This is a genomic window from Streptomyces sp. NPDC048185 (assembly GCF_043202495.1).
Taxonomy (GTDB): Bacteria; Actinomycetota; Actinomycetes; order Streptomycetales; family Streptomycetaceae; genus Streptomyces.
Genome location: NZ_JBIDAN010000008.1, coordinates 137,036 through 158,672 on the forward strand (window position 1 = coordinate 137,036; position 21,637 = coordinate 158,672).

The window sequence follows — 21,637 nt, forward strand, 5'->3', positions numbered from 1 at the left end:
CGGCTCACGAGCTGCGCGTGGCGACCAGCCCGACCGTGATCAGGCCGAGGACGACCCAGCCGAACCACAGCCAGCCGTTGCTGCCGAGCGCCACCGTGTAGGCCGTCACCGCGACCAGGCCTCCGATGGTGAGCGCCCCCATCGTCTTCGTGGAACTGTCCGTGGAACCGGGCATCGCGACACCCTCCTCGTGGTCCGTTGCCCTCCATGGTGCCCGGTTCCGCCGCCGCACGGCGCGGAGTGCGCGATGTGCCCCGATTTTCCGGGCCCGGAACGGCCCGGCCCCCGCTCAGCCGCGTGCGTTCAGCGAGGCGAGGTAGGCGTTGTACGCCTCCAGCTCCTTGTCGCCGTCGCGGTCGGCGGCCCGGTCGGTGCGCCGGGCCTGCCGCTGGTCGGAGGCGTACCACTGCGCCACCAGGGCGAGCAGCACCAGCACGGACGGGACCTCGCTGAACGCCCAGGCGATGCCGCCCGCCGCGTTCTGGTCGGAGAGCGCGTCGATGGCCAGCGACGCGGGCGGGTTCTTGAACGTCTCGACCATGGGGGAGGACGCCATCATCAGCGCGATGCCGAAGAACGCGTGGAACGGCATGCCCGCGAACAGCTCCAGCATCCGCATCAGGTAGCCCGGCCGGTGCGGGCCCGGGTCCACACCCATGATCGGCCAGAAGAAGACCAGGCCGACGGCGAGGAAGTGCACCATCATCCCGACGTGCCCGACCCTGGAGCCCATCAGGAAGTCGAAGAGCGGGGTGAAGTACAGCGCGTACAGGCTCGCGATGAACAGCGGGATGGTGAACACGGGGTGCGTGATGATCCGCATGTACCGGCTGTGCAGCAGCATCAGCAGCAGCTCGCGCGGTCCCTTGCGGCCCCGGCCCGCCGTGGGCAGTGCCCGCAGCGCCAGAGTGATAGGGGCGCCGAGCAGCAGCAGGATCGGCGAGACCATGCTGATCACCATATGCTGCACCATGTGCACGCTGAACATGACCATGCCGTAGTCGTTCAGCCTGGTGCACATCATCAGCCCGATGCTCAGCACACCGGCGACGAATCCCACGGTCCGTCCCACCGGCCACTTGTCACCGCGCCGCGTCAGACGGACGACACCCCAGCCGTACAGCGCCAGGCCCAGCAGGCAGGCGATCAGGAAGAAGGGGTCCGCCGACCAGCCGAGACCTCGCCCCAGCGTGAACGGCGGCAGATCCGTCATCATGCCGTGCCCGCTGTGATCCATCCGCCGGCTCCTGTTTCGTGGGGGTTGAGCGCTGCTTGTCCGGACCAAGACTAGAACCGCCCCCGGCGACAATCGTCACCGGGGGCGGTTGCGCCCCGAAGGGGCGCGGGGAACTGCGCGAGCAACCGACCACGACCCGCAGTCCGCGACGAACCGGCAGACCCGAGCTCTCGGCGGCACCGCAGAATCAGAGCACGCACTCCGCCTCGTCGTACCGCGCGTCCGGCACCGTCTTCAGCGTCTCCACAGCCTCGGCCAGCGACACCATCGCGATGTCCGTCCCGCGCAGGGCCGTCATCATCCCGAACTCCCCGCGGTGCACGGCCTCCACCGCGTGCCACCCGAACCGGGTCGCCAGCACCCGGTCGTACGCCGTCGGCGTTCCGCCCCGCTGGACGTGCCCGAGGATCACCGGCCGGGCCTCCTTGCCCAGCCGCTCCTCCAGCTCGACCGACAGCTGGCGGGCGATCCCGGCGAAGCGCTCGTGGCCGTAGACGTCCTTGCCGCCCTCGTCGAAGTCCATGGTGCCCGCCTTCGGCTTGGCACCCTCGGCGGCCACCACTATGGCGAACCGCTTGCCCGCCGAGAACCGTTCGCCGACCTTGGCGGTCAGCTCGTCGATGTCGAAGGGCCGCTCCGGGACGACGACGGCGTGGGCGCCGGCCGCCATGCCCGAGTGCAGCGCGATCCAGCCGGTGTGACGGCCCATGACCTCCACGATGAGCACCCGCTGGTGGGACTCGGCGGTGGTCTTCAGCCGGTCCAGGGCCTCGGTGGCGACGGTGACGGCCGTGTCGAAACCGAAGGTGACGTCCGTGACCGCGATGTCGTTGTCGATCGTCTTCGGCACGCCCACGATCGGCAGGCCGTTGTCGGACAGCAGCCGGGCCGCCTTCAGCGTGCCCTCGCCGCCGATCGGGATGATCGCGTCGAGACCGAGTTCCTCGACGTGGCCGCGGGCCCGCTCCACGCCGTCCCGCAGATGTTCGGGACGGACCCGGGAGGAGCCGAGGATGGTGCCGCCGCGGGCCAGGATGCCGCCCACCGCGTCGAGGTCGAGCTTGAGGTAGTCGCACTCCAGGAGGCCCTTCCAGCCGTCCCGGAAGCCGATGACCTCGTCGCCGTGGTCGACGACGGCGCGGTGCACGACGGACCGGATGACGGCGTTCAGGCCGGGGCAGTCACCGCCGGACGTGAGGACACCAATGCGCATAGCCCGAATTACCTTCTCAACGTGGCACGGGTCCGGACCGCGCTGTCCGGTTCGATTCCCCGCCACCCTAGCGGTACAGGGGGGCGGGGCCGAACCGTGCGTCCGCCTGCTGGACGTACCCGCTCACCTGTGCGGATGCATCATCAGACGGGCCGTTTGCGAGGCGTCAGGCGGGCTGCTGCGCCGCCGCGATGCGCTCGTTGCGGAGCGCCTCGTACCACCGGTCGTCGGTCGGCGGCAGCGCGTTCACGTCGAGGGCCAGCTTCAGCAGCAGGTCCGCGATCAGCGGGTTGCGGGCGAGCACCGGCCCGTGCATGTACGTGCCGAAGACCGTGTCGTTGTACGCGCCCTCCGTGCCGTCGCCCGTGCCGTTGCCGTTGCCGAACCGCACCTGGGCGAGCGGGCGGGCGGTGGGGCCGAGATGGGTGACGCCCTGGTGGTTCTCGAAGCCGGTCAGCGGGGGCAGGCCGAGGCGCGGGTCGATGTCGCCGAGGACGTCGCCGACGCACCGGGCACCCTCGCCGCGGGTCGAGACCACGTCGAGCAGGCCGAGACCCGGCTCGCGCTGGCCGAGGTCGTTGATGAACTCGTGGCCGAGGATCTGGTACCCGGCGCAGACGGAGAAGACGATCGCGCCGTTCTCCACGGCCCGGTGCAGACCCCCGTCCCGGCGCAGCCGCTCCGCCGCGAGCCGCTGCGGACGGTCCTCGCCGCCGCCGATCAGGTAGATGTCGCCGGAGGTCGGGATCGGCTGGTCGCTGCGCACGTCGAGCCGGGCCACGTCGAGGCCGCGCTGGCGGGCGCGGCGTTCCACGACGAGGGCGTTGCCCTGGTCGCCGTACGTGCTCAGCAGGTCCGGGTAGATCCAGACGATCCGCAGTTGGTTGTCGCTCACGAAAGTCCCCTGAAGTCTCGCGGTCAGTTGCCGACGCGGCGGCGCAGGTCCTGGAAGGCGGTGTAGTTCGCGATGACCTCGATCCGGCCGGGCGGGCACAGCTGCACCGCCTGGTCGAGGTTCTCGCACACCTGGAACTGCTGGTTCGCGACCTCCAGGCGCACCGCGAGGTCCAGCTTGCGGTCGCCGATCACGCAGATCGGGTGGCCGGTCAGCCGGGTGTAGTCCACGTCCCACAGCCAGGAGGTGTCGGTGCCGTCGGCGCCGCGCGCGTTCACCGAGAGGATCACCGGGGTCGGCGGCGGGTCGATCAGGGAGAACGTCTCCAGCCAGCCCGCCGGGTTCTTGGCGAGCAGCAGCCGCAGGTCGCGGCCCTGGAACTGGACGACGTCGTAGCGCCCGGCGACGGCCTGCACCTGGTACATCCGCTCCAGGGCGACCTGCGGCGGCACTCCGAAGACGGCGCACACGGCGGCCGAGGAGGCGGCGTTGGCCTTGTTGGCGCGGCCGGGCAGCTGGAGGTGGATCGGCCAGGCGGAGCCGTGCGGGTCGAGGACGTGGTCGCCCGACAGCGCCCAGCTCGGCGTGGGACGGCGGAAGCCGCACTCACCGCAGAACCAGTCGTCGCCCGGACGCTGCATGACACCGCCGCACGACGGGCAGGACCAGGCGTCGTCCTTCCACATCTGCCCGGCGGCGACCCAGATCACGTTGGGGGAGGAGGACGCGGCCCACACCACCAGCGGGTCGTCGGCGTTGGCGACGATCACGGCCTTCGAACCGGCCAGCCCCTCGCGCCAGTTCTCGGCGAGCATCCGGGTCTCGGCGGCGCGGTCGAGCTGGTCGCGGGAGAGGTTGAGCAGCGCGATGCACTTCGGGTCGGTGGCCTGGGCGACGCCGACGAGGTACTTCTCGTCGACCTCGATGACCCCGTACCGGGCGTCCGCGCCGCCCGCGAGGGCGGAGGTGATGCCGGCCGGCATGTTGGCGCCGAGCGCGTTGGACACGACCGGCCCGGCCGCCTTGAGCGCCTCGGCGATGAGCCGGGTGGTGGTGGTCTTGCCGTTGGTCGCCGAGACGAGCGTCACGTCCAGGTGCTGGGCGAGCCGGTGGAGGAGGTCGGGGTCGAGTTTCAGCGCGACCCGGCCGCCGATCACCGACCCGCTGCCGCGCCCCGCGGCGCGCGACGCCGCCGCGACCGCCTTGCCCGCGGTCACGGCGATCTTGGCCCGCGGCGTGAGCGGGTCCGAGTTGCCTGCCATCAGTTCTCGATCCTCCTTGCCGTACGCGCCGCGCCTGAAGCCTGGGAAGCCTGACGGCCACGTGGTGTGGACCTCAGCCTATCGAGATCCATTCGCACTCCCGAATCGCGGCACCGGCCACACGGCCCCGGCGGTGGGCGCGCGCCGCCGGGGAACACAGGGACCTTACTCTGACCGTCATGCGACACGGCTCCATCCCTGGCGTCCACGGGCGCGTACGGCCCCTCAGTCTTCTCGGCGACCCCGTCCTGCACACCCCTTGCGGCGAGGTGACGGACTTCGGTCCGGAACTCGCGGCACTGGTGGAGGACTTGTTCGCGACGATGTACGCCGCCCACGGCGTCGGCCTGGCCGCGAACCAGATCGGAGAGCCGGTACGCGTCTTCGTGTACGACTGCCCGGACGACGAGGACGTGCGCCACCTCGGGCACGTGGTGAACCCGCGGCTCGTCGAGACGGACGGGGTGGTGGTGCGCGGCCCGGAGGGCTGTCTGTCGCTGCCCGGGCTCGAGGCGGGCACCGAGCGCCACGACCACGCGGTCGTCGAGGGCTTCACGGTGACCGGGGAGCCGGTCACCGTGCACGGGACGGGCTTCTTCGCCCGGTGCCTCCAGCACGAGTGCGACCACCTGGAGGGCCGCGTCTACGCCGACCGGTTGTCGGGCCGGCGACACCGGAAGCTGATGAGACAGGTGGCGCGGGCATCCTGGAGCCGCTGACCCCGCCGGCGGGGGCGTCGGCGCGGCGCGCGCGGACGAGAGCGCCGCGTTCGCCGGGGGCCGCCCGCCGGCGGGCTTCGCCCGGCCCTGGGCGGAGGGCGCAGTGTGTCGCCGGGGACTCCGCCCGACGGAGCGCCGTGCCCCGCCCCGGGCGGAGGGAGCCGTGCGTCGCCGGGGAAGGCGCCCGCCGGAGGTCCTCGCAGGCCTCGTCCGGGGCGATCGATCGTGGCCGGCATCCGGGGGGCGTCGCCCTGCCCGGGACGGGGGGCGCAGTGTGTCGCCCGGGGTCCGCTCCCCGGACGTCCCCGCGGGCGCTGCGCGTTGTCGGGGAGGCCGCTCGCCGGAGGGCCTCGCGCGGGGTGATCGGCCGTGCCCGGTGCCCGGAGGGCGTCGCGCCGGGCCTGAGGGGGTCAGAAGCCCGGGCCGCCCACCTTGTCCCCGGCCGCGGACAGCCGCCCCCACAGCAGGTCCGCCAGGCTCGTCACCAACTCCGCCCGGGAGCAAGGCCGTTCGCCCAGCCACCAGTCGCCGGCGGCGTGCATCATGCCGACGATGCCGTGCCCCCAGACGCGGGCCAGCCGCTCGCTGCCGGGGCCCATGTCGAGGCGCTCCTCGATGACCTTGCCCAGTTCCTCGCCCATGCGGCGCAGCAGCGGCGCCGAGTGCTTGCCCACGTCGAAGCCCTGCTCGGTCTGGTCGCCCGCGGCGGTGCTGCCCTCCGCCGGGTGCATCAGGAAGCGGTACACCTGCGGGCGGGCCTCGATGGCCGCCAGGTAGGTGTCCAGCGTGGCCTCGACGCGCCTGCGCCGGTCCGCCGGGGCGTCCAGGGCGGCCCGCAGCGAGGTGAGGAGGGCGTCCGTGTGACGCTGGGCCAGGGCGGCGTACAGGCCGCCCTTGTCGCCGAAGTGCCGGTAGAGGATCGGCTTGGTGATGCCCGCCTCGGCGGCGATGGCGTTCATCGAGGCCTGGGGGCCGTCGCGCAGCACCACCCGGTCGGCGGCCTCCAGCAGCTCGCGCCGTCGGCGGTCGGCGGACCGCTGCTGATCGGTCCGCTGCGTGGTGTCCATGTGCTCTCCCCACCCGTGCTGTTTCGGTGACGCTTGCGCAAACTAACACCCGGCGGGCACCGCACATCGAACGGGAGGGCGAGGGGTCCCGGGGAGTTGACTTTTCCTACCCGCCGGTAACAGACTCCCGTTACCGCAAGTAACATGCACGTGCGTCACTGGAGGGGACATGGCCGAGTTCACCATGGAGCTGAGCGATGAACAGAAGGAGGTCCGGGACTGGCTGCACGGCTTCGCCGCCGACGTCATCCGCCCCGCGGCCGCCGAATGGGACGAGCGTGAGGAGACTCCCTGGCCGGTCATCCAGGAGGCCGCCAAGGTCGGCATCTACTCCCTCGACTTCTACGCCCAGCAGTACTTCGACCCCACCGGCCTCGGCATCCCGATGGCCATGGAGGAGCTGTTCTGGGGCGACGCCGGCATCGCCCTGTCCATCGTGGGCACCGGCCTCGCCGCCGTCGGCGTCCTCGCCAACGGCACCGAAGAGCAGATCGGCACCTGGATCCCCCAGATGTACGGCGACGCGAACGACGTGAAGGTCGCCGCCTTCTGCTCCTCCGAGCCCGACGCCGGCTCCGACGTCGCCTCGATGCGCACCCGCGCGGTGTACGACGAGGCCAAGGACGAGTGGATCCTCGACGGCACCAAGACCTGGGCGACCAACGGCGGCATCGCCAACGTCCACGTGGTCGTCGCGGTCGTCGACCCGGAGCTGGGCTCCAAGGGCCACGCCTCCTTCATCGTTCCGCCGAACACACCGGGGCTGTCCCAGGGGCAGAAGTTCAAGAAGCACGGCATCCGCGCCTCGCACACCGCCGAGGTCGTCCTCGACCACGTGCGCGTCCCCGGCTCCTGCCTGCTCGGCGGCAAGGAGAAGCTGGACGCGCGCCTGGCCCGCGCCCGGGAGAAGGCGAAGGCGGGCGGCGAGCGCGTCAAGAACGCCGCCATGGCCACCTTCGAGGCGTCCCGCCCGGCCGTCGGCGCCATGGCCGTCGGCACCGCCCGCGCCGCGTACGAGGTCGCCCTCGACTACGCGAAGACCCGCGAGCAGTTCGGGCGGCCGATCATCGACAACCAGGGCGTCGCCTTCCAGCTCGCCGACATGCGCACGTCGATCGACGCGGCGCGGCTGCTGGTGTGGCGGGCCTCCTGGATGGCGGTCAACGGCAAGCCGTTCACGGCCGCCGAGGGCTCGATGTCCAAGCTGTTCGCGAGCGAGACGGCGAAGAAGGTGACCGCCCAGGCGGTCCAGATCCTGGGCGGCAACGGCTACACCCGGGAGTACCCGGTGGAGCGGATGCACCGGGACAGCGCGATCTACACGATTTTCGAGGGCACCAGCGAGATCCAGCGGCTGGTGATCGCGCGGACCCTGGCGGGGATGCCGATCCGCTAGCGGGGCGCGGGCGTCAGGAGGACCCGCCGCTGCTGTGGGCGATGCACGCCACGTCGATGCGGTCGGCCAGCTTGGCGAGTTCGATGGTGAGGGCCGCCACGGTGTCCTCGTCCAGGTCCTCCTCGCCGGCCTCCACCAGCCTCAGCCATCGCCCGCCCACCGTGCGCAGCAGCTTGCTCACGTCGGCCGCGGACACCTGCAGGGTGCCGCGGTCGTCGACGATCAGAGGCAGGGTCACTTCGCGGGTCACAAAAAGGGATCGTAGCCCCGCAACCCTCACGCCCCGTGCCATACGGTGGTGATGTTGCAGAACTCGCGGATTCCGTGCCCGGACAGCTCACGCCCGTACCCCGACCGCTTGACCCCGCCGAACGGGAAGCCCGGGTGGGACGCCGTCATCCCGTTGACGTAGACCCCGCCCGCCTCCAGGTCCCGGACGAAACGGTCCACGTCGGCGTCGTCGCGGGTCCACACGTTCGAACTGAGCCCGAAGTCCGTGTCGTTGGCGATCAGCACGGCCTCGTCGAGGTCGGCCACCCGGTACACCGTGGCGACCGGGCCGAAGGCCTCCTCGCGGTGGATGCGCATCTCGCGGGTGATGCCCGCCAGCACGGTCGGCGGGTAGTACCAGCCCGGACCGTCGGGGCGTTCGCCCCCGCACAGCACGCTCGCCCCGCCGCGCACCGCGTCCTCGACCAGCTCCACCAGGTCGGTCACGCCCTGTTCGCTGGAGAGCGGCCCGACCTCGGTCTCCTCGTCCATCGGGTCGCCGACCGTCAGGGCCTTCATGCCCTCGGTGAAGCGCTCGACGAAGGCGTCGTAGACGTCCGTGTGCACGATGAACCGCTTGGCGGCGATACAGGACTGCCCGGCGTTCTGCGTGCGGGCGGTCACCGCGACCTCGGCGGCCCGGTCGATGTCGGCGGACGGCATGACGACGAACGGGTCGCTGCCGCCCAGCTCCAGCACCGTCTTCTTGATCATCTCCCCGGCGGTGGAGGCGACCGCCCGGCCCGCGGGCTCGCTGCCGGTGAGGGTGGCGGCCCGCACGCGCTCGTCGCGCAGGATGTCGTCGACCGCGGCGGACCCGATCAGCAGGGTCTGGAAGCAGCCCTCCGGGAAGCCCGCGCGGTGGAAGAGGTCCTCCAGGTACAGCGCGGTCTGCGGGACGTTCGAGGCGTGCTTCAGCAGGCCGACGTTGCCCGCCATCAGCGCGGGTGCCGCGAAGCGGATCACCTGCCAGAGCGGGAAGTTCCACGGCATCACCGCGAGCACCGGGCCGAGCGGCCGGTAGCGGACCAGCGCGCGGGACGCGCCGGAGTCCTTCACGTCCGCCTCGGCCGGCTCCTCGTCGGCGAGCAGCTCCGCGGCGTGATCGGCGTACCAGCGCATCGCCTTGGCGCACTTGGCCGCCTCCGCGCGGGCCTGCTTGACCGGCTTGCCCATCTCGGTGGTGATGACCTTGCCGATCTCGTCCCGCTCCGCCTCCAGGAGATCGGCCGCCCGGTGCATGAGCCCGGCCCGCTCCTCGAAGGACGTGGTCCGGTACGTGCGGAACGTGGCCTCCGCGAGCTGGAGCCGGCGCTCGATCTCCTCCTCGCCCATGGCCTCGTACGTCCTGAGCGTCTCGCCGTTCGCCGGGTTCACCGTCGCGATGGGCATGGCCGACCTCCCTGGGTGCAGACTCGTGCTTCGACCTTGGCGCGCGGCGGGGGGTGCCGCAACGCGGAGGGTCTCGTCAGTGCGAGTGCTCAGCCAGGCGGTCGAGAAACGCGGCCTGGGCCTTCACGATCACCTCGCGCGCCCGGTCCACCGTGAACCAGGCCACCCGGTCCAGCTCGGGGAACTCCTCGGTCCGGCCCGACCTCGGCGGCCACTCCATCCGGAAGGTGCCGGGGGCGATCGTCGCCGGGTCGAGGTCGGCCTCCACGGCCCATGCCGTGACGACCTTCCCGCCCGACTGGCGGACCTCGCCCAGCGGCACGGCCTCGCCGTCGGGCGGCGGCAGTCCGAGCTCCTCCTCGAACTCGCGCCGGGCCGCCTCCCAGGCGGGCTCCGCCGGGTCGTACTCGCCCTTGGGTATCGTCCACGCCCCGGCGTCGCGGCGGGCGTAGAAGGGGCCGCCCATGTGGCCGAGCAGGACTTCGGTGCCCCCGTGGCCGGGGCGGTGCAGCAGCAGGCCGGCGCTGCGCCTCACGGGGTCACCCCGGGGTGGGCGGCGAGGAGCGTCTCGACGGTGTCCGCGTCCTCGGGGCGCTTGTCCTCGCGGTAGCGCACGACGCGGGCGAAGCGGAGGGTGACGCCGGCCGGGTAGCGGGTGGAGCGCTGGAGGCCGTCGTAGGCGATCTCGACGACGAGTTCGGGGCGTACGGTCACGCCCCAGCCGTGCTCCTCGACGGCCAGCTCCCCGAGGCGCCCGGTCTGCCAGGTCAGCATCGCGTCGGTCATGCCCTTGAAGGTCTTGCCGAGCATGGCGAACGACCCGTCCGCGGTGCGGGCGCCCAGGTGGAGGTTGGACAGCTTGCCGGTACGGCGGCCGTGCCCCCACTCCGCGGCCAGCACGACCAGGTCGAGGGTGTGCACGGGCTTGACCTTCAGCCAGGACGCGCCGCGCCGCCCCGCGCTGTAGGCGGCGTCCAGGCCCTTGACCACGACGCCCTCGTGCCCGCGCTCGAGTGTCCGGGCGAGGAACTCCTCGGCCGCGGGGGTGTCGTCGGGCCCCGCCACCAGGGTGCGGCGCACCCGCATCGGCTCCGGCACCAGCCGGGCCAGCTCCGCGTGCCGCTCGGTCAGAGGGAGGTCGAGCAGGTCCCGGCCGTCGACGGACAGCGCGTCGAAGAACACCGCGGAGACCGGGAGGGCGCGCGCGGCCGTGGCCACGTCCGTGCGGGAGCCGACGCGTCCGGCGGTCTCCTGGAACGAACGCGGGCGCCCGTCCGCGTCGACGGAGATCGCTTCGCCGTCCAGGACGAACCGCTCCCCGGGCAGCGCGAGGGCGGCCGCGGTGATCTCCGGGAGCCGGCCGGTGATGTCATCCAGGGTGCGTGTGTAGACCCGGACGGTGCCGCCGTCGCGGTGCACCTGGACGCGGATGCCGTCCAGCTTCTCCTCGACCGCGCAGCCACCCAGCTTGCCGACCGCCTCGGCGACCGAGGACGCGCTGTGCGCCAGCATCGGCAGCACCGGGCGGCCGACGGTGAGGCGGAACCGGGCCAGGGCCTCGGGTCCGTCGGCGAGCAGGGCCTCGGCGACGGCCTGCAGCGAGCCCGCGAGCATCACCGCACGCCGGACGTCCGCCGACGGCGCCCCGGTCGCCAGGGCCAGCCCCTCCACGGCGGCCGCGTCGAGGGCGCCCTGCCGCACCTCACCGGTGAGCAGCCCGAGCAGGAAGCGCTGCTCGTCCTCGGTGGCCGCGCCCATCAGGTCGCCGACCAGCCGCGACCGCTCGGCCTGTGAACCGGCCCCGGAGACCGCGCCGAGTTCGGTGAGCCGGGCGTCCACCTCGCGCACGGTCAGTCCCGGTTCGGCGGCCGGCGCGACCGGCTCGCCCAGCACCTTCCAGCCGACGCCGATCCGGCCCTGGGGGAGGCGTCCCGCGAGGTAGGGGATGACGATCGGTACGTCCGCCGCCTCCGCCTCCCGGAACAGCTCCGCGAGCAGGGCGGTCTTCCGGGACCGCGCCGACGTGGCCGCGACCTCCCGTGACACCTGGGCCAGCCGGGCAAGCAGCATGCAGTCATGGTGCACCGGGAGGGCCCCGCCTACACCCGCAGGGACACCGGCCCCTCCCGGCAGACCCCGCCGCGCACCCGGCACCTGACGTCCGGCCCCGGCCGCAGGGCGGGGCGGATTCCACAGGGCTGGGCTCCGGGGCCCGTGCCGTCGTCGGTTCGGGGCGGAGCCCGTCAGGGGGTGGCCGGCTCCGTCAGCCGGCGTGACGGAGCCGGCCACCGGCGCGGGCTGGCGGAGCCGGGGCCGGGAGTCGCGGTCGTACGCAGCGTTCCGTGCCGGTGCGTGCCACGGGGGCCGGGCTCCTGGACCGGCTCCGTGGCCGGGCCGCAGGGCAGGGGCCGTCCCGGCGGCCGGTTCTGCCGCCCGGTCCTGCCCCCCGCCGCGCCTCACGCGTCGATGCGCGCGTCCAGGTCCGACATGATCAGTTCGCCGACGATCGTGGAGGCGGCGCGGTAGCCGCCGCTCGCCGCGTGGACGACCTGCTCGGCGAAGCCCATCGCGTTGCCCGCGGTCCACACGCCCGGCACGGTGGTCCGGCCCGTCGGGTCGACCACGGGGTAGGCACCGAACGGGGTCTCCTGGAGCTCGGCGCCCAGCTGCTCCATCAAACCGGTCTGCGGCACGGCCCTCGGGGCGAGGAAGAGCACCGAGCGGTCGTGGACGGAGCCTCCCCCGGCCATCCGGACGCCGGTCAGCCGGTCGTCCTCGACGCGCAGTCCCGCGACCTCGCCGGGCACCACCTTCACCCCGGCCGCGGAGAGCCGGCGCAGGTCCTCGTCGGACAGCTCCTCCTCGGCGACCGTGTGCAGGAACAGCGTCACGTCGTCCGACCATCCCGAGACCATCAGCGCCTGGTGGACGCTGAGCGGGCTGGTGGCGAGGACGCCGAAGCGTTCGTCGCGGACCTCCCAGCCGTGGCAGAAGGGGCAGTGCAGCACGTCCCGCCCGAAGCGCTCGGCGACCCCCGGCACGTCCGGCAGCTCGTCCCTGAGGCCGGTGGTGACGATGAGCCGGCGGGCACGCACGGTCCGTCCGCCCGCCAGCTCCACCGCGAAGTCCTCGCCCCGGGTCACCCGCACGGCGCGGTCCCGGACGAGCTCGACGCCGTAACGCGCGATCTCCTCCCGGCCGAGCGCCAGGAACTCGGCGGGCGCCATCCCGTCCCGGGTCAGGTACCCCTGCATGTGGCCCGAGGGCGCGTTGCGCGGCTCCCCGGCGTCGACGACCAGGGCGCTGCGCCGGGCCCGGCCGAGGACCAGCGCGGCGGACAGCCCGGCCGCGCCGCCGCCGACGACGATCACGTCGTACTTCCCGGACAGTTCCTGCTTCTCGGTCACGGTGACCACCTCCTGGTCAGAAGGTCGCGCAAGGACCCCCGGATCGACAAACGTGTTTGCCGGTTCTGCAAGAATGGTCCCCATGACTGCAGACGACGTACTCGCGGGAGTCGGGCCGCGGCTGAGGCAGATCCGCAAGGAGCGCGAGGTCACCCTCGCCGCCCTGTCCGAGTCGACCGGCATCTCGGTCAGCACCCTGTCGCGGCTGGAGTCGGGGCTGCGCAAGCCGAGCCTGGAGCTGCTGCTGCCGATCGCCCAGGCCCATCAGGTGGCGCTGGACGAGCTGGTGGGCGCGCCACCGGTCGGCGACCCCCGGGTGCGCGCCCGGCCCGTCGTGCGCCACGGCCGCACCCACTGGCCCCTCACCCGCCAGCCGGGCGGCCTCCAGGCGTTCAAGGTGCTGGAGCCGCAGCGCAAGGAGGAGCCGGACCCGCGGACCCACGAAGGCTACGAGTGGCTCTACGTCCTCTCCGGCCGGCTGCGTCTGGTGCTCGGCGAGCACGACGTCGTGCTCGGGGCGGGCGAGGCGGCGGAGTTCGACACCCGGGTGCCGCACTGGTTCGGCTCGACGGGGGAGGGACCGGTGGAGTTCCTCAGCCTGTTCGGCCCGCAGGGGGAGCGGATGCACGTGCGCGCACGGCCGGCCCGGGCGTGACGGACGACCTGCCGCCGGCTGTTCCCTGATCGGCAAGCGACCGCTTAGTATGCGGGAGGACCCGGACCGACAGTCGCGTGGAGGCCCCGCATGCAGGCATGGCAGGTGCACGAGAACGGCGAGCCGAGCGAGGTGATGCGCCTCGGCGAGGTGCCGCCCCCGACGCCCGGCGACGGCCAGGTCCTGCTGAGGGTCCGGGCCGCCAACATCAACTTCCCGGACGCGCTGCTGTGCCGGGGGCAGTACCAGGTCAGGCCGCCCCTGCCGTTCACCCCCGGCGTGGAGGTCTGCGGCGAGACCGAGGACGGGCGCCGCGTGATCGCCAACCCGGCGCTGCCCCACGGCGGCTTCGCCGAGTACACCGTCGCCGACGCCCGGGCGCTGCTGCCCGCGCCGGACGCCCTCGACGACGCCGAGGCCGCCGCGCTGCACATCGGCTACCAGACGGGCTGGTTCGGCCTGCACCGCCGGGCCCGGCTGGAGGCCGGCGAGACCCTGCTCGTCCACGCCGCCGCCGGAGGGGTCGGCAGCGCGGCCGTGCAGCTCGGCAAGGCCGCCGGGGCGCGGGTCGTCGGCGTCGTCGGCGGCCCCGAGAAGGCCGCCGTCGCCCGTGAGCTGGGGTGTGACGTGGTGATCGACCGGCGGAGCGAGGACGTCGTCGCCGCCGTCAAGGAGGCCACCGGCGGCCGGGGCGCCGACGTCATCTACGACCCCGTCGGCGGTGAGGCGTACACCCAGTCCGCCAAGACCGTCGCCTTCGAGGGCCGGATCGTCGTCGTCGGCTTCGCGAGCGGCACCATCCCCAGCCCCGCGCTGAACCACGCCCTGGTGAAGAACTACTCCGTCCTCGGCCTGCACTGGGGCCTGTACAACACGAAGAACCCCGAGCTGGTCCGGCACTGTCACGAGCAGCTCACCGAACTGGCCGCGCGGGGCGCCGTCAAGCCGCTGGTGAGCGAGCGGGTGCCGCTCGGCGCGGCCGCGGACGCCGTGCAGCGGGTGGCCGACGGGAGGACGACCGGCCGGGTGGCCGTCGTCCTGGAGAAGGGAGCCGACGCATGATCGACGCCGACGAACTGCGCCGACGCGCACAGGAGTTGCTGGCCGCCCACCCGCCGGCCGGCACCGGCCGCCTCGACTTCCTCCGCGCCCGCTTCGACGCCGGGCTGGCCTGGGTGCACTACCCCGAGGGCCTCGGCGGACTCGGCGCCCCCCGCTCCCTCCAGGCCGTGGTCGACGCCGAACTGGCGGCCGCGGGCGCCCCCGACAACGACCCCCGGCGCATCGGCATCGGCCTCGGCATGGCCGCGCCGACGATCCTCCACTACGGCACCGAGGAGCAGAAGCGCCGCCTGCTGCGCCCGCTGTGGACGGGTGAGGAGGTCTGGTGCCAGCTCTTCAGCGAGCCCGGCGCCGGGTCCGACCTCGCCGCCCTCGGCACCAGGGCCGTCCGAGAGGGCGACACGTGGACCGTCGACGGGCAGAAGGTGTGGACCTCCAGCGCGCACCTCGCCCGCTGGGCCATCCTCATCGCCCGGACCGACCCGGACGTGCCCAAGCACCGGGGCATCACCTACTTCCTCTGCGACATGACCGACCCCGGCGTGGAGGTCCGGCCGCTGCGCCAGATCACCGGCGAGGCCGAGTTCAACGAGGTCTTCCTCACCGGCGTCCGCATCCCCGACTCCATGCGCCTCGGCGAGGTCGGCGACGGCTGGCGGGTCGCGCAGACGACGCTGAACAACGAACGCGTCGCCATCGGCGGTACCCCGATCCCCCGCGAGGGCGGCATGATCGGCAAGGTCGCCGAGACCTGGCGGGCACGCCCCGAGCTGCGCACCCACGACCTGCACCAGCGGCTGCTCGGCCTCTGGGTCGAGTCCGAGGTCGCCCGGCTCACCGGCGTACGGCTGCGCCAGCAGCTGGCGGCCGGCCAGCCCGGCCCCGAGGGCGCCGGCATGAAGCTGAACTTCGCCCGTCTCAACCAGGAGATCAGCGGCCTCGAGGTCGAACTCCTCGGCGAGGAAGGGCTGCTGTACGACGACTGGACCATGCGCCGTCCCGAGCTGGTCGACTTCACCGGCCGCGAGGCCGGGTACCGCTACCTGCGCTCCAAGGGCAACAGCATCGAGGGCGGGACCAGCGAGGTCCTGCTGAACATCGTCGCCGAGCGCGTCCTCGGCCTGCCCGCCGAACCGCGCACCGACAAGGACGTCGCCTGGAAGGACCTGGCCCGATGAGCGCACAGCCCGACCTGCTGTACTCGGAGGAGGAAGAGGCGCTGCGCGCCGCCGTCCGGGACCTGCTCACCGACCACTGCGACCCGGCGGGCGTCATCGCGCGCACCGAGTCCGACGCGCCCCACGACCGCGCGCTGTGGAAGGCGCTGGCCGAGGGCATGGGCCTGGCCGGGCTCCTGGTGCCCGAGGCGCAGGGCGGCCAGGGCGCCACCCACCGGGAGGCCGCCGTCGCCCTGGAGGAGCTCGGCCGGTCCGTCGCGCCCGTGCCCTACCTGACGAGTGCCGTCGTCGCCACCGAGGCCCTGTTGGCCTGCGGTGCCGAGGACCTGCTCGGCGAGCTGGCCTCCGGACGCAGGATCGGCGCCCTCGCCGTCGGCCTGCACACCGCGCCGGGCGCCGCCCACGCGACCGTACGGGCCGAGGACGGAGCGCTGCACGGGGAGCTGACCGGCATCGCCGACGCCGCCGTGGCCGACGTCCTGCTCGTCCCGGCGGACGACGGCGCCCTGTACGCGGTGGACGCGGACGCGGCGACCGTCACGCCCCGCGCGTCACTGGACCTGACCCGGCCGGTGGCGACGGTCGCCCTCGACGGGGCGCCGGGACGCCGGCTCGGCGACGCGGAGCCCGCCGTGCGGCGCGCCCTGCGGGCCGGGGCCGGACTGCTGGCCTCCGAGCAACTGGGCCTCGCCGACTGGCTGCTGACCGAGACGGTCCGCTACCTCAAGGAGCGCAGGCAGTTCAACCGCCAGGTCGGCGGCTTCCAGGCGCTCAAGCACCGGCTCGCCCGGCTGTGGCTGGAGGTCGCGGGTCTGCGCGCCGCCGCCCGCAACGCGGCCGACGCGCTGGCGACCGGTACGGACGCCGACGTGGCCGTCGCCGTGGCCCAGGCGTACGCGGCCCAGGTCGCCGTCCACGTCGCGGAGGAGGCGCTGCAACTGCACGCCGGGATCGGGATGACCTGGGAGCACCCGGTCCACCTCTATCTGAAGCGGGCCAAGGCCGACTCGATCGCCCTCGGCACGGCGGGCGCCCACCGGGAGGCGCTGGCCGAATCGGCGGACCTGCGCGCCCCCTGACGTCGCGTCCGGCAGGACCGATGCCCGTCCCCTCGGGGGGCGGGCATCCCCTGTGCGCACCTCTCCGGCGAAGTGAACGGCCGACGGCAGTCCGGCCAACTCACCGCACGCCTCTGCTCCTTGTGTGCCCCGGGACCCCATACTCACAGGCGTCCCGTACGGCACCCCCAGGGAGGCAGAGCATGGCCCGCACCACCCGACGCAGAGCCCTCACCACCCTCGGCGCCGCCCTCGCGGGCGCGGTCGCCCTGCCCGCCGGCACCGCGCTGGCGGGCGAAGGCAGGCACGGGCCCCGCCCGTTGTGGCGTGCGCACGCCCACAACGACTACGAGCACCCCCGTCCCCTCCTCGACGCCCTCGACCACCGCTTCGGCAGCGTCGAGGCCGACATCTACCTGGTCGGCGACCAGCTCCTCGTCGCCCACGACCCCGAGGACCTCGACCCGGCGCGCACCCTGGAGTCCCTGTACCTCGACCCGCTCGCCGCCCGCGTCCGCGCCCACCACGGCCGGGTGTACCGGGGCGAGCGGCGCTCCCTGCAACTCCTCGTCGACATCAAGACCGAGGGCGCGGCCACGTACGCCGAGCTCGACCGTCATCTGCGCCGCTACGCGCACCTGTTCAGCACCTTCGCGCACGGCCGGGTCCGCCCCGGCGCGGTCACCGTGGTGGTCTCCGGCGACCGCGCCGCCCGCGCCCCCATGGCCGCCCAGAGCAGGCGCCTGGCCTTCTACGACGGCCGCCTCACCGACCTCGGTACCTCGGCCCCGGCCTCCTTCGTGCCGCTGATCAGCGACAACTGGACCCTCAACTTCACCTGGCAGGGCATCGGCGCCTTCCCGGAGGCCGAGCGGCGCAAGCTGCGGGACATCGTCGGCGCGGCGCACGGACGCGGGCAGCGGGTGCGCTTCTGGGCCACCCCCGACCTGCCGGGAGCCGCCCGGGACGCGGTGTGGGGCGAGCTGCTCGCCGCGGGCGTCGACCACCTCAACACCGACGACCTGGCAGGGCTCGAGGCGTTCCTGGACGCCCGCCGCAGCGCGTAGACCTCCGCCGGAACATCACACGTTCGGAGGACAGGTCAGCCGCCCGGAGGAACCCTCCGTTACGCCACACTTACGGCCGAACGCCGCGAAGTGGACGTGGCGGAGGAGGTTGACGATGGCCATTTCCATCTCTGTGGTGTTGCTGCTGACGATCCTGGCGGTGCTCTTCCTGCGCAACGGGGGGTTGAAGATCTCGCACGCGCTGGTCTGCCTGCTGCTCGGCTTCTACCTGGCCGGCACGAGCGTCGCCCCGACCATCCACAGCGGTCTCATGGCCACGGCGGACATCGTCGGCAGCCTCAGACCGTGACGACGGTGGGCCGGGGCGGCACCCGGCGGGCCGGCGGCCGCGCCGTTCGTCACGGATCACGGCGCTGAGCGGCCACCGGCTCCAAGGGGCCGGAGGCCTGCCCATTTACATAAACTGTAAATATAAAGCTGCTATGCTTCGGGCTCATGAGCCGTCAAGACACCGTTCCCGGCGCGTCCGCCGCCATCGGGGCAGCCCTCTACGGCCTGGCCACGAGGGCCGCGCGGCGCCTGCCCCGGGACATGAGCCTGACGTCCGCCGCCACCCTGGCCACCCTGGACCGGACCGGCCCGCGGCGCATCACCGATCTGGCCGCGGTCGAGGGCGTCACCCAGCCCGCGATGACCACCCTGGTCCGGGTGATGGAGGGGTCCGGCCTGGTCGAGCGGCGGGGCGACCCGTCGGACAAGCGGGTCACACTGGTGTGCCTGACCGAGGCCGGCGCCTCCTACGTCCGGACGCGGCACCAGGCGGGCGTCCACGCCTTCGAGCGGTTGATCGGCGAGCTCACCGGCGACGAGGTCGAGGCGCTGGTGGCGGCCCTTCCGGCGCTGAAGCATCTGGCGGAGCTCGAGAGCCAGGACCGCGAAGGCCCGATACGGTGACCGGGCGGCCGGCCGGCGGGGTCGGGAGGACGGCGTTCCCGGCGGCGCGTTCCGAGGGGCGGCTGCTGGTCCCCGCCCTGATGTTCATCGCTCTGGTCGTGGCGGCGGTCGCCAGCCTCGGGACACCGCTCATCACCAGCGTGGCGACCTCGTTCCACGTCTCGCTCGGCAGCGCGCAGTGGACACTGACCGTCGCGCTGCTCAGCGGCGCCGTCGCCACGCCGGTCCTGGGCCGGCTCGGAGCCGGCCCGCACCGGCGGGCCACGATCCTCGTCACGCTGGCGGTCGTCGTCGCCGGCAGCGCGCTCACCGTGCTGCCGCTGCCGTTCGCGTGGCTGCTGGCCGGCCGGGCGGCCCAGGGCATCGGGCTCGGGCTGACGGCGCTGATGATGGGCGTGGCCCGGGACCACCTCCCCGAGGAGCGCGGCGCGGCCGTGATCGCCCTGATCTCGGTGGTCTCCATCATCGGGGCCGGCGTCGGCTACCCGCTGGCCGCGCTGCTCGCCGAGCTCGGCGGGGTACGGGCCGCCTACGGCCTCGGCCTGGCCGTCACCGCCGCCGCCCTCCTGACCGCGTGGCGCTCCGTGCCCGAAGCCCCCGCAGGCCGCTCCGCCCACGTGGACGTGACAGGCGCGGTCGTCCTGGCCGCTGCGCTGGTCCTGGTGCTGTTCCTCGCCGGCGAACGGAATCTGTGGAGCCGTCACCTCGCCGTGGCGGCGGGCCTCGCCGTCGCCGCGGTGGTGCTGCTCTGCGTCTGGGCCGTCGTCGAACTGCGCAGCACGACGCCCCTGGTCGATGTGCGGGCGGTGCGGCACCCGGCGGTCGCCGGGGCGAACCTCGCCATGTTCACCGGCGGGATCGGCATGTACCTCCTGCTCACGCTCGTCACCCGGTACGCGCAGACGCCGCACGGCGCCGGCTACGGCTTCGGGCTGACGACCTTCGTCGCCGGGCTGGTCCTCGTCCCGTTCTCGGTGCTGGGCTTCGTCGCCGGCAAGCTCACGCCGCGGGTCCGGACGCGGATCGCCGACCCCTTGCTCCTGGCCGGCAGCGCCGTCGTGGTCGGCGGCGGGTTCGCCCTGTTCGCGGCGGCCCGGTCGGACCTGGCCGAACTGTTCGCCGCGATGGGCGTGCTCGGCTTCGGCGTCGGCGGCTTCTCGGCCGCGATGCCCGGCGTCATCCTGGCCGTCACCCCCAAGAGTGAGACGTCGAGCGCCATGAGCTTCAACTACGTCGTCCGCAGCGTCGGGTACTCCCTGGGCAGCGCCATCGGCGGCCTGATCCTCACCGCGGGCACCGGCCCCGGCCACCTCTTCCCCGACGACGGCGCCTACACCACCGCGGCACTGGTCGGGGTCGGCGCCATGGCGGTCACCTCGCTGATGAGCCTCGCTCTCGCCCGCCGGCGCTCGTCCGGGACCACCCCGTAAGTCAGATGCACTCAATCCCCGCACTGGAGGTTCCATGCCCAAGGGCTACTGGGTCAGCGTCTACCGCACCATCTCGGACCCCGAGAAGCTGGCCGCCTACAACAAGCTCGCCGGCCCCGCCGTCAAGGCCGGGGGCGGCCGGACCCTCGTCCGTGGCGGTCGGGTCGAGGCGCACGACGCCGGAATCGCCGAGCGCACCGTCCTGGTCGAGTTCGACAGCTTCGAGCAGGCCGTCGCGGCGTACGAGAGCGCGGCCTACCAGGAGGCGCTGGCCGCCCTCTCCGACGGCGTCGAGCGCGACTTCCGCATCGTCGAGGGCATCGACTGACCGGCGTCCAGCCGTCGGAGCGTCGACAACCGACGACAACGCGGCAGATGTGCGTGCCACGCCCCGCGACGCCGGCATGATCCGAACGACCGGCCCTAGGCGTCGAGGAGGCGGGAACGGATGAGGAAACGCACGCCCTCGGGCGCCTCCAGCGAGAAGCCGCTGCCCCGCCCCTCGACCACGTCGACGATCAGCCTCGTGTGGCTCCAGACCTCGAACTGGCTGCGGGACATCCAGAACGCCACCGGCTCCTCGACGCCCTCCACGACCAGCTCCGCGAGCAGGACGTCCGCGGCGCCGGTGCGGAACTCGCCGGCCGGGTAGCACATGGGGGCGCTGCCGTCGCAGCACCCGCCGGACTGGTGGAACATCAGGGGCCCGTGCGCCGCGCGCAGGCGCCGCAGCAGACCGGCCGCCGAGGCGGTGAGCTCGACGCGTGGGATCTCCTCGTAGGTGTCGCGCATGCCGTGCATGACAGCACGGGCAAGGTTGCGCGTGCGTTGCGAAGCCACCGGTGGCCCGGAAACCTCTTTTGACATACCTATGCAGCCATACTTACCCTGGCCGGGTGACCGACTCCAGCCCCGCGCGCCGGGACATCGACCGCCTGGCCAGTGGCCTCGCGGCGTGCCTTCCCGCGCTGCACCGGGCGCTGGACCGGCAGGTCGGCGCGGAGTACCCGCACCCCAAGCCCCCCGAGGGCCGGCTCGCCCTGCTGCGTTTCGTCGCGGAGCACGAGGGCGCCACGGTGCGTGAGGCCGCCGAGGCACTGCTGATGAAGCCGAACAACGTGAGCGCCCTCGTCTCCCAGCTCACCGAGCGGGGCGACCTCGAGCGCAGACAGGACAGCGCCGACAAGCGGGTCGCCCACCTCCACCTGACCGCCACCGCCCGTGAGCGGGTGGCCGAGGTGCGGGCCCTGGAGACCGCGTTCGTCCGCCAGGCCCTGGCCTCCCTCACCGAGGGCGAGCAGGGAGCGCTCGGCTCCGCCCTGGGTGCCCTCGAGGCACTGACCCGGCACCTCCACCCCACCGCCCGCTGACCGGGCGGGGCCCGGACGTTCCCGCCGGCCGCCGGCACCTCGTC

24 protein-coding genes are annotated in these 21,637 nt (G+C 73.3%); 12 read left to right on the forward strand and 12 right to left on the reverse strand.

The features are described from left to right. Window positions 1-4: 4 nt before the first annotated feature. From ACGF3H_RS23805 to ACGF3H_RS23825, 5 genes are all read right to left on the reverse strand, one after another. Window positions 5-175, reverse strand: coding sequence for a hypothetical protein (locus ACGF3H_RS23805; RefSeq protein ID WP_362487571.1), 171 nt, complete (start codon window positions 173-175; stop codon window positions 5-7). 114 nt (window positions 176-289) lie between these two features. Then, window positions 290-1,237 (reverse strand): cytochrome c oxidase assembly protein, encoded by a 948-nt coding sequence (locus ACGF3H_RS23810; RefSeq protein ID WP_362487569.1) that lies wholly within the window; start codon window positions 1,235-1,237, stop codon window positions 290-292. 187 nt (window positions 1,238-1,424) lie between these two features. Further along, window positions 1,425-2,450: a 6-phosphofructokinase gene (locus tag ACGF3H_RS23815; RefSeq protein ID WP_189231221.1), complete on the reverse strand. Its 1,026-nt coding sequence runs from the start codon at window positions 2,448-2,450 to the stop codon at window positions 1,425-1,427. A 166-nt stretch (window positions 2,451-2,616) separates the two neighbouring features. Beyond that, on the reverse strand, window positions 2,617-3,345 hold the full coding sequence (locus ACGF3H_RS23820; RefSeq protein ID WP_189231222.1) for a type 1 glutamine amidotransferase: 729 nt from the start codon (window positions 3,343-3,345) through the stop codon (window positions 2,617-2,619). 23 nt (window positions 3,346-3,368) lie between these two features. Beyond that, window positions 3,369-4,607 carry a MurT ligase domain-containing protein gene (locus ACGF3H_RS23825; RefSeq protein WP_362487566.1) on the reverse strand — a complete coding sequence of 413 codons (1,239 nt, stop codon included), beginning with the start codon at window positions 4,605-4,607 and terminating at the stop codon, window positions 3,369-3,371. 179 nt (window positions 4,608-4,786) lie between these two features. On the opposite strand from ACGF3H_RS23825, the gene def reads away from it, so the two are divergent. After that, window positions 4,787-5,326, forward strand: a complete 540-nt coding sequence (gene def / locus ACGF3H_RS23830) for a peptide deformylase (RefSeq protein ID WP_351013365.1) — start codon at window positions 4,787-4,789, stop codon at window positions 5,324-5,326. Window positions 5,327-5,736: 410 nt separating this feature from the next. On the opposite strand, the gene ACGF3H_RS23835 is transcribed toward def, so the two are convergent. Further along, window positions 5,737-6,393, reverse strand: a complete 657-nt coding sequence (locus tag ACGF3H_RS23835) for a TetR family transcriptional regulator (RefSeq protein WP_362487564.1) — start codon at window positions 6,391-6,393, stop codon at window positions 5,737-5,739. A 169-nt stretch (window positions 6,394-6,562) separates the two neighbouring features. Between ACGF3H_RS23835 and ACGF3H_RS23840 the strand changes: the two genes are divergently transcribed. Further along, a complete protein-coding gene (locus ACGF3H_RS23840) occupies window positions 6,563-7,789 on the forward strand; it encodes an acyl-CoA dehydrogenase family protein (protein WP_362487562.1) in 1,227 nt (408 codons plus the stop codon). A gap of 13 nt (window positions 7,790-7,802) precedes the next feature. On the opposite strand, the gene ACGF3H_RS23845 is transcribed toward ACGF3H_RS23840, so the two are convergent. The 5 genes from ACGF3H_RS23845 to ACGF3H_RS23865 all read right to left on the reverse strand — a co-directional run bounded on the left by ACGF3H_RS23845 (window position 7,803) and on the right by ACGF3H_RS23865 (window position 12,858). Then, window positions 7,803-8,039: a DUF6213 family protein gene (locus ACGF3H_RS23845; RefSeq protein WP_362487560.1), complete on the reverse strand. Its 237-nt coding sequence runs from the start codon at window positions 8,037-8,039 to the stop codon at window positions 7,803-7,805. A 26-nt stretch (window positions 8,040-8,065) separates the two neighbouring features. Beyond that, window positions 8,066-9,451 carry an NADP-dependent succinic semialdehyde dehydrogenase gene (locus tag ACGF3H_RS23850; protein ID WP_362487558.1) on the reverse strand — a complete coding sequence of 462 codons (1,386 nt, stop codon included), beginning with the start codon at window positions 9,449-9,451 and terminating at the stop codon, window positions 8,066-8,068. A gap of 76 nt (window positions 9,452-9,527) precedes the next feature. Continuing rightward, the gene (locus ACGF3H_RS23855; RefSeq protein ID WP_362487556.1) at window positions 9,528-9,986 is read right to left on the reverse strand and encodes an NUDIX domain-containing protein; all 459 of its coding nucleotides are present in this window, start codon (window positions 9,984-9,986) and stop codon (window positions 9,528-9,530) included. Then, window positions 9,983-11,521, reverse strand: a complete 1,539-nt coding sequence (locus tag ACGF3H_RS23860) for an ATP-dependent DNA ligase (protein WP_362487554.1) — start codon at window positions 11,519-11,521, stop codon at window positions 9,983-9,985. The genes ACGF3H_RS23855 and ACGF3H_RS23860 overlap by 4 nt, the downstream gene beginning before the upstream one ends. A gap of 386 nt (window positions 11,522-11,907) precedes the next feature. Further along, entirely contained in the window at window positions 11,908-12,858 is a 951-nt protein-coding gene (locus ACGF3H_RS23865) for an NAD(P)/FAD-dependent oxidoreductase (protein WP_362487552.1), read from the reverse strand. Window positions 12,859-12,940: 82 nt separating this feature from the next. Here ACGF3H_RS23865 and ACGF3H_RS23870 point away from each other — a divergent pair, with 82 nt between their 5' ends. The 9 genes from ACGF3H_RS23870 (at window position 12,941) to ACGF3H_RS23910 (ending at window position 20,551) form a co-directional block, all read left to right on the forward strand. Further along, window positions 12,941-13,513 carry an XRE family transcriptional regulator gene (locus tag ACGF3H_RS23870; protein ID WP_362487550.1) on the forward strand — a complete coding sequence of 191 codons (573 nt, stop codon included), beginning with the start codon at window positions 12,941-12,943 and terminating at the stop codon, window positions 13,511-13,513. A 90-nt stretch (window positions 13,514-13,603) separates the two neighbouring features. Then, window positions 13,604-14,575, forward strand: a complete 972-nt coding sequence (locus tag ACGF3H_RS23875; RefSeq protein WP_362487548.1) for an NADPH:quinone oxidoreductase family protein — start codon at window positions 13,604-13,606, stop codon at window positions 14,573-14,575. Then, window positions 14,572-15,753, forward strand: a complete 1,182-nt coding sequence (locus ACGF3H_RS23880; RefSeq protein WP_362487546.1) for an acyl-CoA dehydrogenase family protein — start codon at window positions 14,572-14,574, stop codon at window positions 15,751-15,753. The genes ACGF3H_RS23875 and ACGF3H_RS23880 overlap by 4 nt, the downstream gene beginning before the upstream one ends. Continuing rightward, on the forward strand, window positions 15,750-16,832 hold the full coding sequence (locus ACGF3H_RS23885; RefSeq protein ID WP_362487544.1) for an acyl-CoA dehydrogenase family protein: 1,083 nt from the start codon (window positions 15,750-15,752) through the stop codon (window positions 16,830-16,832). The genes ACGF3H_RS23880 and ACGF3H_RS23885 overlap by 4 nt, the downstream gene beginning before the upstream one ends. Window positions 16,833-17,014: 182 nt before the next feature. Further along, window positions 17,015-17,878 (forward strand): phosphatidylinositol-specific phospholipase C/glycerophosphodiester phosphodiesterase family protein, encoded by an 864-nt coding sequence (locus ACGF3H_RS23890; protein WP_362487541.1) that lies wholly within the window; start codon window positions 17,015-17,017, stop codon window positions 17,876-17,878. Between the two features lie 115 nt (window positions 17,879-17,993). Continuing rightward, the gene (locus tag ACGF3H_RS23895; protein ID WP_362487539.1) at window positions 17,994-18,188 is read left to right on the forward strand and encodes a hypothetical protein; all 195 of its coding nucleotides are present in this window, start codon (window positions 17,994-17,996) and stop codon (window positions 18,186-18,188) included. A 242-nt stretch (window positions 18,189-18,430) separates the two neighbouring features. Further along, the gene (locus ACGF3H_RS23900; RefSeq protein WP_362487878.1) at window positions 18,431-18,793 is read left to right on the forward strand and encodes a MarR family transcriptional regulator; all 363 of its coding nucleotides are present in this window, start codon (window positions 18,431-18,433) and stop codon (window positions 18,791-18,793) included. After that, window positions 18,790-20,223, forward strand: a complete 1,434-nt coding sequence (locus ACGF3H_RS23905; RefSeq protein ID WP_362487537.1) for an MFS transporter — start codon at window positions 18,790-18,792, stop codon at window positions 20,221-20,223. The genes ACGF3H_RS23900 and ACGF3H_RS23905 overlap by 4 nt, the downstream gene beginning before the upstream one ends. Before the next feature lie 34 nt (window positions 20,224-20,257). Beyond that, complete coding sequence (locus ACGF3H_RS23910; RefSeq protein WP_362487536.1) at window positions 20,258-20,551, forward strand: DUF1330 domain-containing protein; 294 nt, start codon at window positions 20,258-20,260, stop codon at window positions 20,549-20,551. A gap of 95 nt (window positions 20,552-20,646) precedes the next feature. On the opposite strand, the gene ACGF3H_RS23915 is transcribed toward ACGF3H_RS23910, so the two are convergent. Further along, window positions 20,647-21,015 (reverse strand): DUF779 domain-containing protein, encoded by a 369-nt coding sequence (locus ACGF3H_RS23915; protein WP_362487534.1) that lies wholly within the window; start codon window positions 21,013-21,015, stop codon window positions 20,647-20,649. A 104-nt stretch (window positions 21,016-21,119) separates the two neighbouring features. On the opposite strand from ACGF3H_RS23915, the gene ACGF3H_RS23920 reads away from it, so the two are divergent. Then, window positions 21,120-21,593 carry a MarR family transcriptional regulator gene (locus ACGF3H_RS23920; RefSeq protein ID WP_362487532.1) on the forward strand — a complete coding sequence of 158 codons (474 nt, stop codon included), beginning with the start codon at window positions 21,120-21,122 and terminating at the stop codon, window positions 21,591-21,593. Window positions 21,594-21,637: the final 44 nt, after the last annotated feature.